We start from the raw sequence: 15,564 nt of genomic DNA, 5'->3' as shown, positions 1-15,564 counted from the left end.
CGACACATGGACTTGAAGCGCTTTACCTCCTGGCTGCTGCTGGCCGTGCTGGGCGTGTGCAGCAGTGCGCACGCCGCCCCGCCGGTACTGGATTCGGCCGACAACGGGCTGCTGGTGCTCAGCTACCACGACATCCGCGACGACGTGGCCACCAAGGGGGACCCGGACGCGTACTCGGTGAGCACGCAGAACTTCGCCGCGCACCTGGACTGGCTGTCGGCGCACGGCTACCACCCGGTGTCGCTGTCGCAACTGATCACCGCCTCGCAGGGTGGCACGCCGCTGCCCCCGAAGCCGGTGCTGCTGACCTTCGATGACGGCCTGCGCAGCGTGTACAGCAAGGTGTTCCCGCTGCTGCGCGCCTACAACTATCCGGCGCTGGTGGCGGTGATCACCGATTACGTGGACATGCCGGCCGGTCGCCAGATCGATTACGGCTACCGCCCGTTCACCCGCGACGACTTCCTCACCTGGGAACAGCTGCGCGAGATGCAGCGCAGCGGCCTGGTTGAACTGGCCAGCCACACCGACAACCTGCACCACGGCGTGCAGTCCAACCCGCAGGGCAATTCGACGCCGGCGGTGATCACCCGCACCTACAACCCGGCCACGCAGCGCTACGAAACCGAAGCCGAGTACCAGGCACGGCTGCGTGCCGACCTGGGCCTGAGCGTGAAGCGCATCCAGGACAACGTAGGCGTGAGCCCGAAGGCGATCGTGTGGCCGTACGCGGCATACAACGCGCTGAGCAACAAGATCGCCGAAGACCTGGGCATGCCGGTGTCCTTCGACCTGGAAGGCCGTAGCACGCCGGTCACGCGCGACCTGCACGGCCTGGCCCGCCTGCTGGTGACCGGCAACCCGCCGGTGACCCAGCTGGCCTATGAGCTGCGCCGCGACGTCGAACGCGACGGCATGCGCGCCCTGCAGATCGACCTGGACGCGGTGTACGACACCAACCCGGCCCAGCAGGCGAAGAACCTGGACGCGCTGCTCGAACGGGTCAAGAAGATCGGCCCGACCCACGTGTTCCTGCAGGCCTTCGCCGACCCGGACGGCAACGGCTCGGCCGATGCGCTGTACTTCCCCAACCGGCACCTGCCGATGCGCGCGGACCTGTTCAACCGCGTGGCCTGGCAGCTCAAGACCCGCGCCGGGGTGAAGGTGTACGCGTGGCTGCCGGTGCTGGGCTATGAGCTCAAGGACCCGGCGATCCGCAAGGCGCTGGCGATCGAGAGTCCGGAAAGCGACGGCATCTTCCGCCTGGACTTCACCAACCCCCGGGTGCGTCACATCATCGACGACATCTACGAAGACCTGGCGATCAACTCGTACTTCGAGGGCCTGCTGTTCCACGACGATGCCTACCTGCGCGACACCGAACTGGCCAGCCTGCCGCAGGAAGGCGACGATGGCGCGCGCACCCAGGCGTTGATCGATTTCACCCTGGAGCTGCGCAACGCCGCGCAGCGCTGGCGGCCGAAGCTGGCCACGGTGCGCAACCTGTACGCGCAGCCGGTGCTGCAGCCGCAGAGCGCGAGCTGGTTCGCCCAGCGCCTGGACCTGTTCAACAAGGCCTACGACCACACCGCGCTGATGGCGATGCCGTGGATGGAAGGCAGCCGCGACCCGCAGAAATGGCTGGACCGGCTGGTGCAGGCGGTGCGTGAGCACGACCCGCAGCTGTCACAGACGATGTTCGAGCTGCAGACGGTGGACTGGCGCACGCAGAAGCCGATTTCCGGCACGGTGCTGCGCGCCCAGATCCGGCGCCTGCAGGCGCAGGGCGTGCGTCATTTCGCCTGGTACCCGGACGACTTCATTGCGGGGAAGCCGTCCACCTACGATGCGCGCGCGGCCATGTCGGCACGCACCTTCCCGTACGAGGAAAAGTGAGGCCGCCATGCATCCGCTCCTCTACCTGCTGTTCCAGTTCGCCTTCTTCTACCCGATGGTGATGGCGTTCTTCTGGATGTCCGGGGGGTTGTATTACTTCTTCCGCCGCGAGCGGAAGGCGCGGCTGCGCGACGATCCGCCGCCGATGGACAGCTACCCGTTCGCGTCGATCCTGATCCCCTGCCACAACGAGGCCGACAACCTGGCCGATACGCTGGGCGCGGCGCTGGCGCAGAAGTACCCGGATTTCGAGGTGATCGCCATCAACGATGGCAGCCGCGACGATACCGGGGCCCGCCTGGATGCGATGGCCGCCGAACACCCGCGCCTGCGCGTGGTGCACCTGGACCGCAACCTGGGCAAGGCCAATGCACTGCGCATGGGCGCGCTGGCGGCGCGTTCGGAATACCTGGTGTGTATTGATGGCGATGCGATGCTGGAAGAGCACGCCACCCACTGGATGGTCTGGCACCTGACCTCCGGACCGCGCGTCGGCGCGGTGACCGGCAACCCGCGCATCCGCAACCGCTCCACCCTGCTGGGGCGGCTGCAGGTGGCCGAGTTCTCCTCGATTATCGGCATGATCAAGCGTGCGCAGCGCGTGTACGGGCGCATCTTCACCATTTCCGGGGTGATTGCCGGGTTCCGACGCACCGCGCTGCACCGCATCGGCTACTGGGCCGATGACATGATCACCGAGGACATCGACATCAGCTGGCGGCTGCAGATCGATCATTGGGACATCCGCTACGAGCCGAACGCGCTGTGCTTCATCCTGATGCCGGAAACGCTCAAGGGGCTGTGGCGGCAGCGCCTGCGCTGGGCCCAGGGCGGCGTGGAAGTGCTGCTGCGGCATGGCCGTTCGCTGTTCGACTGGCGCAAGCGGCGCATGTGGGGGGTGCTGCTGGAATACATGTTCAGCGTGCTGTGGGCGTACACGATGCTGGCGATCATCGTGCTGTGGGCGCTGGGCAAGTTCATCCCGCTGCCGCAGGACCTGTACATCGCCACGCTGCTGCCGCAATGGCACGGCGTGATCCTGGCGCTGGTGTGCCTGCTGCAGTTCGCGAGCAGCCTGATCATCGACCGCCGTTACGAAACGCATATTGGACGTAATTACTTCTGGGTGATCTGGTACCCGATGGCGTACTGGCTCATCAGTCTGTTCACGACCCTGGTGGCACTGCCCAAGACGCTGTTGAAGCGGCGTGGCAAGCGCGCGATCTGGGTCAGTCCTGACCGGGGTATACGATGAACGCTTCCAAGCCGACCCGCCGCTACGACTCCCGCCTGATCCGCAAGACACGCCAGCAGCCACGGCTGCAGCGCACCGCGTGGGGGTTTGTCACCATCGCGTTCTGGGGCTTCTATTTCTACCTCTGGGCGCCGCTGATCACCGCGATTTCCTGGCTGCTCGGTGGGCAGCTGGCGTGGCTGCAGCTGTACGAGTACAAGCAGAGCGTGGACCCGTTCATCGTCATCGCGCTGCCGGTGATGTTGGTGTGCTGTTCGGTGCTGCTGATCGCCTGGGCGGAATACAACCGCATGCGTTTCGCCGGCAAGGACCGGCGCAACGCGCGCGCGGATGTGTCGCTGGAAGAGATCGCGCACAACCTGGGCGCCAGCCCCGCGTTGGCCGCGCAGCTGGCCAACGGCAAAGCGGTGACCCTGCACATGGATGACCACGCCAGGCCGATCGGCCTGACCAACCAGAACATCCAGATGAGATGACGGGTAGCGCCACGCCCTGCGTGGCTGCCCTGGATGTGTAGAACCCTTCACATCCCTGACCCAGCCCAGGCGTACGCTCCGCCTCGGAGACATCCCGCACTTCATTGTGAGGGGATACATCATGTCGTCTATCGAGACTTTGGTCACTCAAGTGGCCCGGGCCACCGGCCTTGGACCGAACGCCCAGAAATTCATCGGCGTCGTCATCGAGTACATCTTCAAACAGCCCGGCGGACTCGCCGGCCTGGCCGACAGATTCTCCGCCGCCGGACTTGGCGATGTCTTCAAGTCCTGGTTCTCAGGCCAACCCAACATGCGCGCTGTCGATGCCGGGCAGATCCGCAGCGCGCTGGGCGGGCAGAGCATCGAGGACATCGCCAGCAAGGCCGGGGTAACGCCCGCCGTGGCCCCCGCGCTGCTGGCAACCGCCCTGCCGGCGATCGTCCGGGCGGTGACCGCCGGCGGGGTGATGCCGACCTCGCTTCCAGCCGCGTTCACCGGTCTGTTGAGCACGAAGGGAAAGAAATCCTCCCCCTTCCGCCTGTGGCGCTGGCTGCTGCCGCTGCTGGCTCTGCTGGCATTGGCTTGGTGTGGGTGGCAATCCCGCAACGTGGCCAAGGCGCCAGGGGTTACCGCGCCGGCCGCCAACGTCGCGGCCGTGTCCACCCACCCCACCCTGTCGTTCCAGAACACCGACGGCAAGGTGACGTTGAACGGCACATTGGGGTCGGTGGCCGACAAGGCGAAGCTGCTGGGGGCCTTTGCGGGCGCCTTTGGACAGAGCAATGTCAGCTCCAACATCCAGGTAGATACCAGCGTCAAGCAAGCCAGCTGGCTGGGCCGGTTGGCCGATCTGATCCCCAGCCTGAAACAGAACGGGCTGCAGTTCGGGTTGAACGGTGACTCGCTCAAACTGGATACGTCCAGGCTGCCCGAGGCCGAACGCACGGCGGTCAGCCAGCTGTTCCAGAAGGAGCTGGGCAATCTGGAGGTGGAGGGCCTGTTCGACAGAGGCGCTGCCGCATTGGGTGCGCTACCGCCAGGCTTCAGCAGTGACGACCTGACCCAGGCGTTGAACCAGACCACGATCACCTTCGAAACCGGGTCGGCGGTGATTACCCGCAGCAGTGATTCGATCCTGGACGGTGCGGCAAAAGCGATCCAGGCGGCGCCGGCAGGGGCCCGCGTTGAAGTGGAAGGACACACCGACAACAAGGGCGATGCAGAGACCAACCAGACGCTCAGCGAGCAGCGTGCGAAGGCCGTAGCGGCAGCCTTGACTGCCCGTGGCGTACCTGCGGACCGGTTGCTCGCACGCGGTTTCGGCGCGAACCGCCCGGTGGGCGACAACACCACCGAGGCAGGGCGCGCGGCGAACCGGCGGATTGCCTACAAGGCGTTGTAACGACCCACCATCGTTACCTGACGCACCCGCGCGCCGGTCATGGCGCGCGGGTCTGGCCGTTGCCCTGGACCACGAAGCGTTCCACGGTGAGCGCTTCCAAGCCCATCGGGCCGTAGGCGTGCAGGCGCGTGGTGGAGATGCCGATTTCCGCGCCCAGGCCGAGTTCGCCGCCATCGGAGAAGCGGGACGAGGCGTTGACCATCACCACGGCGGCGCGCAGTGCGCTGATGAAACGCTGGGCGGCGGCCGCGTCTTCGGTGACGATGACTTCGGTGTGGTCGGAGCTGTACTGCTGGATGTGGGACAACGCCTGTTCGAGGTCATCAACGACGCGCACCGCGATGATCAGGTCGAGGTATTCGGCCGCGAAATCGTCCTCGGTGGCCGGCGTGGCCTGCGGCAGCCACTGCCGGGCACGCGCGTCCGCGCGCACCTCCACCCCGCGTTCGCGCAAGGCGGCTTCAGCCTGCGGCAGGAACGTCGCGGCGACCTCGGCGTGGACGAGCAGGGTTTCGAGGGAATTGCAGGCCGAAGGGCGGCTGCATTTACCATCCACCAGCAGCGCCAGCGCCTTGGCCGGGTCGGCGGCACGGTCCACGTACAGGTGGCACACGCCCTTGTAGTGCTTGATCACCGGCACGCGCGCATGTTCGGCAACGAAGCGGATGAGCCCTTCCCCGCCGCGCGGTATGGCCAGGTCGATCAGGTCGTTGAGCTGCAGCAGGGTGAGCATGGTCTCGCGACGCAGGTCTTCGACCAGGGTCAGCGCCGCATCGGGCACGCCGGCCGCGCGCAGGGCGCGCTTGAGCGAGGCGGCGATGGCGGTGTTGGAATGGATGGCTTCGGAGCCGCCGCGCAGGATCACGCCGTTGCCGGCCTTGATGCACAGCGCTGCGGCGTCGGCGGTGACGTTCGGGCGCGCTTCGTAGATCATCGCGATCACGCCGAGCGGCACGCGCACCTTCTGCACGCGGATGCCGTTGGGGCGAACATCGTCGCGGGTGATGCTGCCGACCGGGTCGGGTAGCGCGGCCACTTCGCGGAGGGCAGCGCTGATGCCGGACAGGCGCGCCGGATTGAGGGCGAGGCGGTCGAGCATCGCGCTGCCGGTGCCTTTGGCTTCGGCGGCGGCGAGGTCCAGCGCGTTGGCGGCCAGGATGGTGGCCGCGTCGCTGTCCAGCGCGTCTGCCATGGCATCCAGCAGCGCCGCCTTGGCCTCGGACGAAAGCTGCGCCAGTACCTGGGCGGCGTCGCGGCATTGGAGGGCTTGATCACGGATGTCCATGGGATCTCTCATCACGAAGGGTGTTTTGGCGCGTTTCAAGAATGCTTCGGGGCCGACGCTCGCTTAGACCAGCACCAGATCATCCCGGTGGATCACATTGCCACCGTAGTTGTAGCCCAACACGCTTTCAATGTCGCGCGAATGCCGCCCGGCCACGCGGCGGATGTCGCTGGCCGAATACTGGCTGACCCCACGCGCCAACGTCATTTCACCGCTGTCGGTACGCAGCCGCACCTGCACCATGTCGCCGCGGCGGAAATCGCCTTCGGCAGCAGTCACCCCGCCCGGCAGCAGCGAGGCGCCCTTGTCGCGCAATGCTGCAGCGGCACCTTGATCCACGATGATTGCACCGGCCTCCAGCGGCGCATGCCGCAGCCAATACTTGCGCGCGGCTTCACGGGTCTGCCCGGCATGGATGCGGGTGCCGAACAACCGGCCCTGCGCCAGCGCGCGCACCACATCGCCATCGCGGCCGTTGAACAGGCAGGTATCGATGCCGACGCGGCCGGCCTTGGCCGCCGCTTCCAGCTTGGTGTGCATGCCGCCGGTACCCGCGCCGCTGCCGGCGCCGCCGGCCATGGCCAGCACCTCCAGGCTCAGCTCCGGCACGTCGTGGATCGGCCGCGCCTGCGGATCGCGGCGCGGGTCGGCGCTGTACAGGCCGTCGATGTCGGTGGCGATGAACAGGATGTCGGCGTCGATCAACGCGGCCACGGTGGCGGCCAGGTTGTCGTTGTCGCCCAGCTTGAGCTCGTCCACCGACACGGTGTCGTTCTCGTTCACTACCGGCAGCGCACCCAGCCGCAGCAGCTCGTTGAGCGTGGCGCGGGCATTGAGGTAGCGGCGGCGGTTGCGCAGGTCGTCGTGGGTGAGCAGCACCTGCGCCACCGGGCGCTCGAAGAAGCGCTGCCACAGCCCGATCAGCTGCGCCTGGCCGAGCGCGGCCAGTGCCTGGCGCGCGGCCATCGCTGCGCCGGCCTCGATTGCGCGCGGCACGATCGCCCGGCCCGCAGCCACCGCGCCGGAGGACACGATCACTACTTCGCGCCCTGCCAGCACGTGCGCCGAGACGAACTGCGCCAGGCCCAGTGCATGCCGGGGCGACAGGCCACCCCCATCGGCAGCCAACAGGCTGCTGCCGACCTTGAGCACGGCGCGCTTCCAGCCGGGAAGCAGCTGTTCGGGGAACGGGGACTGCACGGGCGTGGGGGTCATCGCGGGGGCTGCCTCAGCGGGTGGACCATTCGTGGACGGTGGCGGTGGCGCTGCCGAGCGTCATCAGGGGATCGGCATCGACGATGGCCTGCGCGGCGGCGCGGTCGGCCACGTTGTGCAGCACGTAGGCGCCGCCGGTCTTGTCGGTGAAGCCGCCGGTGATGAGCAGCTGGTCGCGGGCACGCACCTCATCGAGAAAACGTGCGTGTTCGGCACCCGCTTCATCACGGAACTCAGGCGTGCGGGTAACGAGTACGAGGTAGCAGATCTTCATGCGGAACTCCGTGGATTCATGCCAATACAGGAACGGCGGCCAGTGGCCGCCGTTCTGCGTTACGCCAGTGCCGCCCAGCGGGCGCGCAGTTCGTCGAGCCGCAGGTCCGCAGCCGCGCCGGGCGAGACGCGCGCGGCCAAGCTGCCTTCGGGGGTACGCCCCTGCCCGGCAGTGTCGGATGCCGCCGCTGCTGCCTTGTAGGCCTCGCGGAACGGGACGCCGGCCACGGCCGCTTCCACGGCCACGTCGGTGGCGTACATGCCCGAATCGATGGCAACGCGCAGCTTGTCTTCGCGCCATTCCAGGTTGGCCAGCAGCGCCGGCAGCAGTTCCAGCGCGGCCAGGCCACGACCGAAGCCGTGGAAGATGGCGCCCTTGCTGCCCTGCAGGTCGCGGTGGTAGCCGGACGGCAGCGACAGCAGCTGCTCGATCTCGGTACGCGCCGCAGCCACGCTGGCGTGGGTGGCGCGCATCAGTTCGATCACGTCCGGGTTGCGCTTGTTGGGCATGATCGAGCTGCCGGTGGTGTACTGCGCCGGCAGCGCGACGAAGCCGTACTCACCGCTGGTGAACAGCGACAGGTCCCACGCCAGGCGACGCAGGTCCAGGGTGGCACCGCCGAGCGCTTCCAGTGCGGCCAGCTCGAACTTGCCGCGCGACAGCTGCGCGTAGATCGGCGAGATCTGCATGCGCGCAAAGCCCAGTGCCTGGGTGGTGTGGGCGCGGTCCAGCGGCAGGTTCACGCCGTAACCGGCCGCCGTGCCCAGCGGATTGGCATCGACCAGCGCGAAGGTGTCGTGCGCGCGCACCGCGTTGTCGATGAAGGCTTCGGCCCAGCCGGCCCACCACATGCCTGCCGAGGACACCACGGCGCGCTGGATGTGGGTGTAGCCCGGCACCGGCAGGTATTTCTCGGCTTCGGCGCGGTCCAGCGCGACCTTGGCCACTTCGCGGCTCAGCGCGGACACCTGCAGCAGCTTGTCCTTCAGCCACAGCCGGGTGGCGACCAGGATCTGGTCGTTGCGGCTGCGGCCGGTGTGGATCTTGCGGCCGGCATCGCCCAGGCGTTCGGTCAGGCGCGCTTCGATCGCCGAGTGGCAATCCTCGAAGCGCTCATCGAGCACGAACGCGCCGCTGCGGAAATCGTCGGCCAGCACGTCCAGCTCGCGCTGCAGATCGCTGCGCTCGGTGGCGGTGAGGATGCCGATGTTCTCCAGGCCCTGCGCGTGCGCCTTGCTGGCCTGCACGTCGTACAGGAAGAACTCGCGGTCGAGGATGACGTCATCGCCGGCGAGGAAGGTCTGGATTTTCGCATCCACCGCTACGCCGGGCTTCTGCCAGAGAAGGTCTGCCATGTCTTGCTCCAATCAATGCGGAATCGAGGTCAGTTCATCCAGGCCCAGGGCCAGGTTGAGGTTCTGCATGGCCTGGGTGGCCGCGCCCTTGAGCAGGTTGTCCAGGGTCGCTACGACCACCACGCGCTTGCCGCCCGGGGCCACGTCGAAGCCGCCGATCTGCACGCCATGGCGGCCGGCGATGCGGCTCACCCACGGTGCTTCGTCGAGGATCTCGATCAGCGGCTCATCGGCGTAGAAGCGGCGGTAGGTCTCCACGACCTGATCGCGGGTCACCGGCTGCTGCAGCCACAGGTTCACGGTCATGGTGATGCCACGGAAATGCGTGGCCACGTGCGGCATGAACTCCACCGGCACGCGCAGGTGCGCGGTGACTTCGCGCTCGTGCACGTGGTTGGTGAGCGCGTACGGCATCAGGTTGTCGCGCAGCAGTTCGGGGTTGTTCTTGTCCGACGGGCTGGTGCCGGCGCCGGAGTAACCAGACACGCCGAAGCACTGCGGCGGCCCGGCCAGCTGGTCCAGCAGCGGGCTGATCGCCAGCTGCATGGCGGTGGCGTAGCAGCCCGGGTTGCTGATGTGCTTCTGGCCGGTGTAATCGCCCCGGGTCAGTTCGGGCAGGCCGTAGTACCAGCTGCCTTCGAAACGGTGGTCGGCAGACAGATCCACGATCACCGTCTCCGGGCGCGCGGCATCCAGCGCGGCCACGAACGGGGCCGACAGGTTGTTGGGCAGCGCCAGGATCACCGCGTCCACGCCTTTGGCGGCCACGGCGTCGGCATCGAGATTTTCGAACGCCAGCTCGCCGGCAACTTCGGGATAGGTATCGGCCACGCGCTGCCCGGCCAGCTCGCGCGAGGACACGAAGCCAAGCGCCAGCTGCGGGTGCGCGGCGATCAGCTTGACCAGCTCGGCGCCGGTATGGCCGCGGGCACCGACGATGCCGATGGTGAACGTTCTGTTGGAAGTACTCATGCGTGTGCGTCCAGGCGGTCCTGCAGGGTGCGCTTCACGTCCTGCCATTCCGAATCGATGATGGAGAAGACAACCGTGTCGCGCGGGCTGCCATCGGGGTGGCGCTTGTGGTTGCGCAGCACGCCTTCCTGGGTGGCCCCCAGGCGGGCGATGGCCGCGCGCGAGGCGGCGTTGCGCGAGCTGGTTTCAAAGGCCACGCTGATGCACTTCAACCGCTCGAAGGCATGGGTGAGCAGCATCAGCTTGGCTTCGGTGTTCACCCCGGTGCGCTGCGCATGCGGGCCGTACCAGGTGTAGCCGATGCTCAGGCGCGGCACCTCTTCTTCCAGCGCGTAGTAGCGGGTGCTGCCCACTACGTTGCCGTCGGCGTCGAGCACGGCGAACGGCAGCACCTTGCCGGCGGCCTGCTCCTGCAGGGCGGCCTGCACGTAGGCGGTCATGGTCTTGGCGCTGGGCACGTGCGCGTACCACAGCGCGGAAAGCGAACCGTCGCCCAGCGCACCGCGCAGGCCGTCGATATGCGCCATCTGCAGCGGTTCCAGCCGTGCATGCCGGCCGTCCAGCGTGGGGACCTTGGTCCAGTCGGCATGATTCATCGGGGTCAGCCCTCCAGGCTCGGGGTGCGCTTGGCGCAATGGTCCACGTAGGTGCGGATGCGGTCGAAGCCGTCGGCACCGAACCAGAACACCTTCCAGTGGTCCTGCTTGTAGCAGCCATCGGATTCGGCGTAGTAGAAATGATTGATCGGGTTGCCGTGGCGCGAGCGCCAGAACAGCTGCGGGGTTTCCTCCAGCATCACGTTCCATACCGCACGGCCCAGGCCTTCGCCCTGCGCGTCATCGAGCACGGCGAACTTGTCCAGGTACACGCCTTCGGCTTCGTCGGTGAGGATCACCGCAGCGCGGTAGTTCTCGCTGACATAGGCGCGCAGCAGGCGGGTCTTGTAGAAATAATCGGGCACCAGGGTGCGGCCGAAGCTGGATTCGATCAGGCCCTTCAGGCGCGGCAGGTCCAGTTCGCTCCAGGCGGTGGCGCGCAGCACCTTCTCGCCCTTGCGCACCAGCGTGCCCGAGCCCTTGTGGGTGAACAGTTCCTTGGCCAGGTCGGCCGGCCGGGTGATCGACACCGACGACTCCAGCGGCAGCCGGTCCAGCAGGTCCTTGATCTGTTCGATCTTGACCCGCATGCCGCCGTGGATCCACGGCTGCTGCATCAGCTGGTCGTACTCGGTGGACAGGTTGATCGAGTCGATCACCCTGCCCTCTTCATCGAGCAGGCCGCCGGTGCCGGTGAGGAAGATGATCTTGTACGGCTGCAGTTCCTGCACCAGTTCGTTGGCGGCGAAATCGGCGTTGACGTTGAGGATCTGGCCGCAGCGGGTTTCGCCCAGGCTGGTGATCACCGGAATGGAACCGGCGCGCAGGCTGGCTTCGATCGGGGCCAGGTTGACCTTCTTCACTTCACCGACCAGGCCGTAGGTGTCCTGGTCCAGGTATTCGGCTTCGAACACGCCACCGGTGATCGAGGTGGCACGTGCACCGTTCTGCTGCAGTGCTTCCACCAGCTGCAGGTTCGACGCCTGGAACACGCGGCGCACGATGGCCAGGCCTTCGGGCGAGGTCACGCGCAGGCCGTTGACGGTCTGCTTGACGATGCCGGCCGCCGACAGTTCCGCGTCCAGCTGCGGGCCGGCACCGTGCAGCACGATCGGGGTGAGCCCGACTTCCTGCAGGAACGACAGCGAAGAGGTCAGCGCGTCGAGGTCATCGCGCAGCACGGCGCCGCCGACCTTGACCACGGCGAAGCGCTTGGCATCCACCTGCGAAAAGCGCTTGAGGTACTGGCTGATCTCCTTCGCGCTGGCCATGCTGGAAAGCAGGCGCACGATGGTCTGGCGGGTCTGGCGGTGGGGCTGGAGGGAAGAAGGCATTTCAGTATCGTCACGGGCGGCCGTGGCCGCGGTGGGAGATCCGTCAGTGGGGGGCCACGACGGCGTCATTCGGTCAGGCGCCGGCGCTGATGATGCGGTGCACGGCGTCGGTGTAACGCTGCAGCTGCTCCAGCGTCACGAACTCGTCGGCGGTGTGGGCCTGGGCGATGTCGCCCGGGCCGTACACCAGAGTGGTGTAGCCACCGGCCGAGAACAGCGAGGCTTCGGTCCAGAAGTCCACGGCGTTGCCGATCGGCAGGTCCAGCGCATCGGCCACGTCACGCGCGGCCAGGCGGCGGTTCTCCGCTTCGGCGATGTCGCCGGCCGGCAGGCTGGGACCGCGGAAGGTTTCGGTGAACAGCGCCGCTTCCGGTTCGGCAAAACCGGCGAAGGTGGCCAGCAGCGCGTCGATGTCCATCGACGGCAGCGGGCGGAAGCCGAAGCGCAGTTCGGCGGCCGGGGCGATCATGTTGGCCTTGATGCCGCCTTCCACGCGCCCGATGTTGAAGCGCAACCCGGTCAGCCCGCCGAAACGGGCATGCGCCAGCGAGTCCACATGGTCCAGCGCGCGGTTTCCCCAGCGCATGGCCTGGTGCAACGCGCTGGCGGCTGCATCCTGCTTGCCCGAGGCATGCCCGGCGCGGCCGGCGAACTGCATCAGCACCGAGCTGATGCCCCGGTGCGCCAGCACCGCTTCGCTCATGGTCGGTTCGGCCACCAGCACCGCTTTATACGGAATGCCACGGGCCAGGAACGCGGCGATGCAGCGCGGATCGTTGGCTTCTTCATCGCTGGAGAACAGGAACGCGGCATCGCCATCGCTGGCATTGGCCGCGGCCACCAGTGCGGCAGCCGCGCCCTTGATGTCGCACACGCCGAGCCCGATCACCCGGTCATCGGCGCGCCGCATCACGTGCGGGTCGGCGCTCCAATGCGGGGAATCGGGCACGGTGTCCAGGTGCACGTTGAACAGATAGCGCGGCGTACCGCGCACCGCATACAGGCTGACCGCGCCGTCGCCATGGTCGATCACCTCCACGTTGAACCCGGGCAGGTTCGCGCGCAGGTAATCGAAGATGCCACCGGTGGTGATCGCACGCGGCGGGTTGCGGGTGTCAAAAGACACCAGCGCCTGCAGGTGATGGAGCGTCTGTTCCAACATGCCCGGGCCTCAGCGGTTGACTTGCGCGTACAGGGTGCTGCTCATGCCGAACAGCTTGATGAAGCCTTCGGCTTCCTCCACGCCCCAATCAGCCGACTGCGCGTAGGTGGCGCCCTTGGTGTTGAGCAGGTGCGGCGACTTCACCGCTACCGCATCGACGCGGCCGCCACGGGTTTCCAGCACCACTTCGCCGTTGACCTTGGCCTGCGAGGACTTCAGGAACGCTTCGATGTCGGTCTTGAGCGGGTCGTGGTAGAAGCCTTCGTACACCAGCTCCACCCACTTGCGCGCCACGTCCGGCTTGAAGCGGTTCTGCTGCTTGGTCAGCACGGCATCTTCCAGCGCGCGGTGCGCGGCCAGCAGCGAGACCAGGCCCGGGGCTTCGAACACGATGCGGCCCTTCAGGCCGATCACGGTGTCGCCGGTGTACACGCCACGGCCCACGCCGTACGGCGCGAACAGCTTGTTGAGCTGGGCCAGGATCTGCTCGCCCGGCAGCGCCTTGCCGTTGAGTTCAACGGCTTCGCCTTCGACGAACTTCAGGGTCACGGTCAGCGCTTCTGCCGGCCATTCGCTGCGCGGTGCGCACCAGCCGCGGGCACCTTCGCCCGGGGCTTCCCAACGGTCGATCTCGCCGCCGGACATGGTCAGGCCGAGCAGGTTTTCGTTGATGGTGTAGGCCTGCTGCTTGGCGCGCACGCCGAAGCCGCGTTCTTCCAGGTACTTCTGCTCGTAGGCGCGGGTCTGGGTGTGTTCCTTCTGGATTTCACGGATCGGCGCGACGATCTGGTAATCGCCCAGTGCCTTCACGGCCAGGTCGAAGCGGACCTGGTCGTTGCCCATGCCGGTGCAGCCGTGGGCGATGATGTTGGTGCCCAGTTCGGCGGCGCGCTTGAGCGCGGCATCGACGATCAGGTAGCGGTCCGACACCAGCAGCGGGTACTGGCCCTGGTAGCCTTCGCCGGCCCACACGAACGGCTTGACGAACCCCTTCCAGATGGCCGGGCCACCGTCGACGGTGACGTGGCTGGTCACGCCCAGTTCGGCGGCACGCTTTTCGATGAAATCACGCTCTTCGTCATCCACGCCGCCGGTGTCGGCGAACACGGTGTGCACGTTGTAGCCGCGCTCCTGCAGGTAGGGCACGCAGAAGCTGGTGTCGAGTCCGCCGGAGAAGGCCAGGACGATGTCTTTCTTGCTCATGGGGGTCGGGTCCGAAGTGGGGGTTTATAGGAAAAATTGGGTGAAACGCGCGATTACCGGCCGGCCAGCGCCGACATGATGGCCTTCTGCACGTGCAGGCGGTTTTCCGCTTCGTTGATGGCGATGCACTGCGCCGAATCCATCACGCCGTCGGTGGCCTTGACGTTGCGGCGCAGCGGCAGGCAATGGCTGAACACGCCCTTGTTGGTCATGGCCATCTTGGCTTCGTCGACGATGAAGTGCTTGTACTGGTCGCGGATGGGCTTTTCCGGTTCCCAGTTGCCGAAGAACGGCAGCGCGCCCCAGCTCTTGGCGTACACCACGTCGGCGCCACTGTAGGCGCTGGCGATGTCGTGGCTGATCTTCAGCGAACCGCCGTTCTCGGCCACGTTCTGCTCGGCCCAGCCCATGTAGCGGTCATCGAGGATGTAATCGGCGGTCGGGCACAGCAGGGTCACGTCCATGCCCATGCGGGTGGCGATGGTCAATGCCGAGTTGGCCACGGCGGTGTTGAGCGGCTTGGGGTGGTAGGTCCAGGTCAGCACGTACTTCTTGCCGCGCAGGTCCTGGGTGCCGAAGTGTTCCTGCAGCGCCATCACGTGGGCCAGTTCCTGGCACGGGTGGGTGATGGTTTCCATGTTGATCACCGGCACCGGCGAGTACTTTGCGAACGCCTTGAGCACGATGTCCTCACGGTCCTGCGCCCAGTCGATGAACTTCGGGAACGCGCGCACGCCGATCAGGTCGACGTAGCGGCCCAGCACCTTGGCCACTTCGGCGATGTGCTCTTCGGTGTCGCCGTCCATCACCGTGCCGAGGTTGAACTCGATCGGCCATGCATCCTTGCCCGGCTGCAGCACGATCGCGTGCCCACCCAGCTGGAAGGCGCCCAGTTCGAAGCTGGTGCGGGTGCGCATGGACGGGTTGAAGAACACCAGGGCAATCGATTTGCCCTTGAGCTCGTCGCCCAGCTTGTTGCGCTTGAACAACGCGGCTTGGGTCAGCAGGGCATCCAGCTCGGTACGGCTCCAATCCTGGGTGTTCAGGAAGTGCTTCAGGGACATCGATCGATCCTTTGAGGCGGGTTTCAATGGAAGAAAGGGTACAAATGCAACTTTTCAGATCGTAGAAACGAA

14 protein-coding genes are annotated in these 15,564 nt (G+C 66.7%); 4 read left to right on the top strand and 10 right to left on the bottom strand.

Translation table 11 applies throughout. The features are described 5' to 3' along the window. The first annotated feature begins 6 nt into the window (after nt 1–6). The 4 genes from pgaB to QE395_RS06555 all read left to right on the top strand — a co-directional run bounded on the left by pgaB (nt 7) and on the right by QE395_RS06555 (nt 5,032). The gene (gene pgaB, locus QE395_RS06570; RefSeq protein ID WP_306988104.1) at nt 7–1,896 is read left to right on the top strand and encodes a poly-beta-1,6-N-acetyl-D-glucosamine N-deacetylase PgaB; all 1,890 of its coding nucleotides are present in this window, start codon (nt 7–9) and stop codon (nt 1,894–1,896) included. Between the two features lie 7 nt (nt 1,897–1,903). Next, nucleotides 1,904–3,151 (top strand): poly-beta-1,6-N-acetyl-D-glucosamine synthase, encoded by a 1,248-nt coding sequence (gene pgaC / locus QE395_RS06565; RefSeq protein WP_093532469.1) that lies wholly within the window; start codon nt 1,904–1,906, stop codon nt 3,149–3,151. Next, complete coding sequence (gene pgaD / locus QE395_RS06560; RefSeq protein WP_306988101.1) at nt 3,148–3,627, top strand: poly-beta-1,6-N-acetyl-D-glucosamine biosynthesis protein PgaD; 480 nt, start codon at nt 3,148–3,150, stop codon at nt 3,625–3,627. Before pgaC ends, pgaD begins: the two co-directional genes overlap by 4 nt. Before the next feature lie 121 nt (nt 3,628–3,748). After that, nucleotides 3,749–5,032, top strand: a complete 1,284-nt coding sequence (locus QE395_RS06555; RefSeq protein WP_306988099.1) for an OmpA family protein — start codon at nt 3,749–3,751, stop codon at nt 5,030–5,032. Between the two features lie 37 nt (nt 5,033–5,069). On the opposite strand, the gene QE395_RS06550 is transcribed toward QE395_RS06555, so the two are convergent. From QE395_RS06550 to QE395_RS06505, 10 genes are all read right to left on the bottom strand, one after another. Continuing rightward, a complete protein-coding gene (locus QE395_RS06550) occupies nt 5,070–6,317 on the bottom strand; it encodes a glutamate-5-semialdehyde dehydrogenase (RefSeq protein WP_306988097.1) in 1,248 nt (415 codons plus the stop codon). A gap of 63 nt (nt 6,318–6,380) precedes the next feature. Then, complete coding sequence (proB, locus tag QE395_RS06545; protein ID WP_306988095.1) at nt 6,381–7,532, bottom strand: glutamate 5-kinase; 1,152 nt, start codon at nt 7,530–7,532, stop codon at nt 6,381–6,383. 13 nt (nt 7,533–7,545) lie between these two features. Beyond that, on the bottom strand, nt 7,546–7,806 hold the full coding sequence (locus tag QE395_RS06540) for a YciI family protein (RefSeq protein ID WP_068853199.1): 261 nt from the start codon (nt 7,804–7,806) through the stop codon (nt 7,546–7,548). Between the two features lie 59 nt (nt 7,807–7,865). Further along, a complete protein-coding gene (gene argH / locus QE395_RS06535; RefSeq protein ID WP_306988092.1) occupies nt 7,866–9,161 on the bottom strand; it encodes an argininosuccinate lyase in 1,296 nt (431 codons plus the stop codon). A gap of 12 nt (nt 9,162–9,173) precedes the next feature. Continuing rightward, nucleotides 9,174–10,133, bottom strand: a complete 960-nt coding sequence (argC, locus tag QE395_RS06530; protein WP_306988090.1) for an N-acetyl-gamma-glutamyl-phosphate reductase — start codon at nt 10,131–10,133, stop codon at nt 9,174–9,176. After that, complete coding sequence (locus QE395_RS06525; protein ID WP_306988087.1) at nt 10,130–10,729, bottom strand: GNAT family protein; 600 nt, start codon at nt 10,727–10,729, stop codon at nt 10,130–10,132. Before QE395_RS06525 ends, argC begins: the two co-directional genes overlap by 4 nt. A 5-nt stretch (nt 10,730–10,734) precedes the next feature. After that, on the bottom strand, nt 10,735–12,063 hold the full coding sequence (locus QE395_RS06520) for an acetylglutamate kinase (protein ID WP_306988085.1): 1,329 nt from the start codon (nt 12,061–12,063) through the stop codon (nt 10,735–10,737). Nucleotides 12,064–12,136: 73 nt separating this feature from the next. Then, nucleotides 12,137–13,225: an acetylornithine deacetylase gene (locus QE395_RS06515; RefSeq protein ID WP_306988083.1), complete on the bottom strand. Its 1,089-nt coding sequence runs from the start codon at nt 13,223–13,225 to the stop codon at nt 12,137–12,139. 9 nt (nt 13,226–13,234) lie between these two features. Further along, nucleotides 13,235–14,428: an argininosuccinate synthase gene (locus QE395_RS06510; RefSeq protein WP_093532460.1), complete on the bottom strand. Its 1,194-nt coding sequence runs from the start codon at nt 14,426–14,428 to the stop codon at nt 13,235–13,237. A 53-nt stretch (nt 14,429–14,481) separates the two neighbouring features. Next, nucleotides 14,482–15,492: an N-acetylornithine carbamoyltransferase gene (locus QE395_RS06505; RefSeq protein ID WP_306988081.1), complete on the bottom strand. Its 1,011-nt coding sequence runs from the start codon at nt 15,490–15,492 to the stop codon at nt 14,482–14,484. Nucleotides 15,493–15,564: the final 72 nt, after the last annotated feature.

This window comes from Stenotrophomonas sp. SORGH_AS_0282 (assembly GCF_030818125.1).
Classification (GTDB): domain Bacteria; phylum Pseudomonadota; class Gammaproteobacteria; order Xanthomonadales; family Xanthomonadaceae; genus Stenotrophomonas; species Stenotrophomonas rhizophila_A.
Note: the sequence above shows the minus strand (reverse complement) of the source record. Positions and strands in the feature narration are given on the sequence as shown.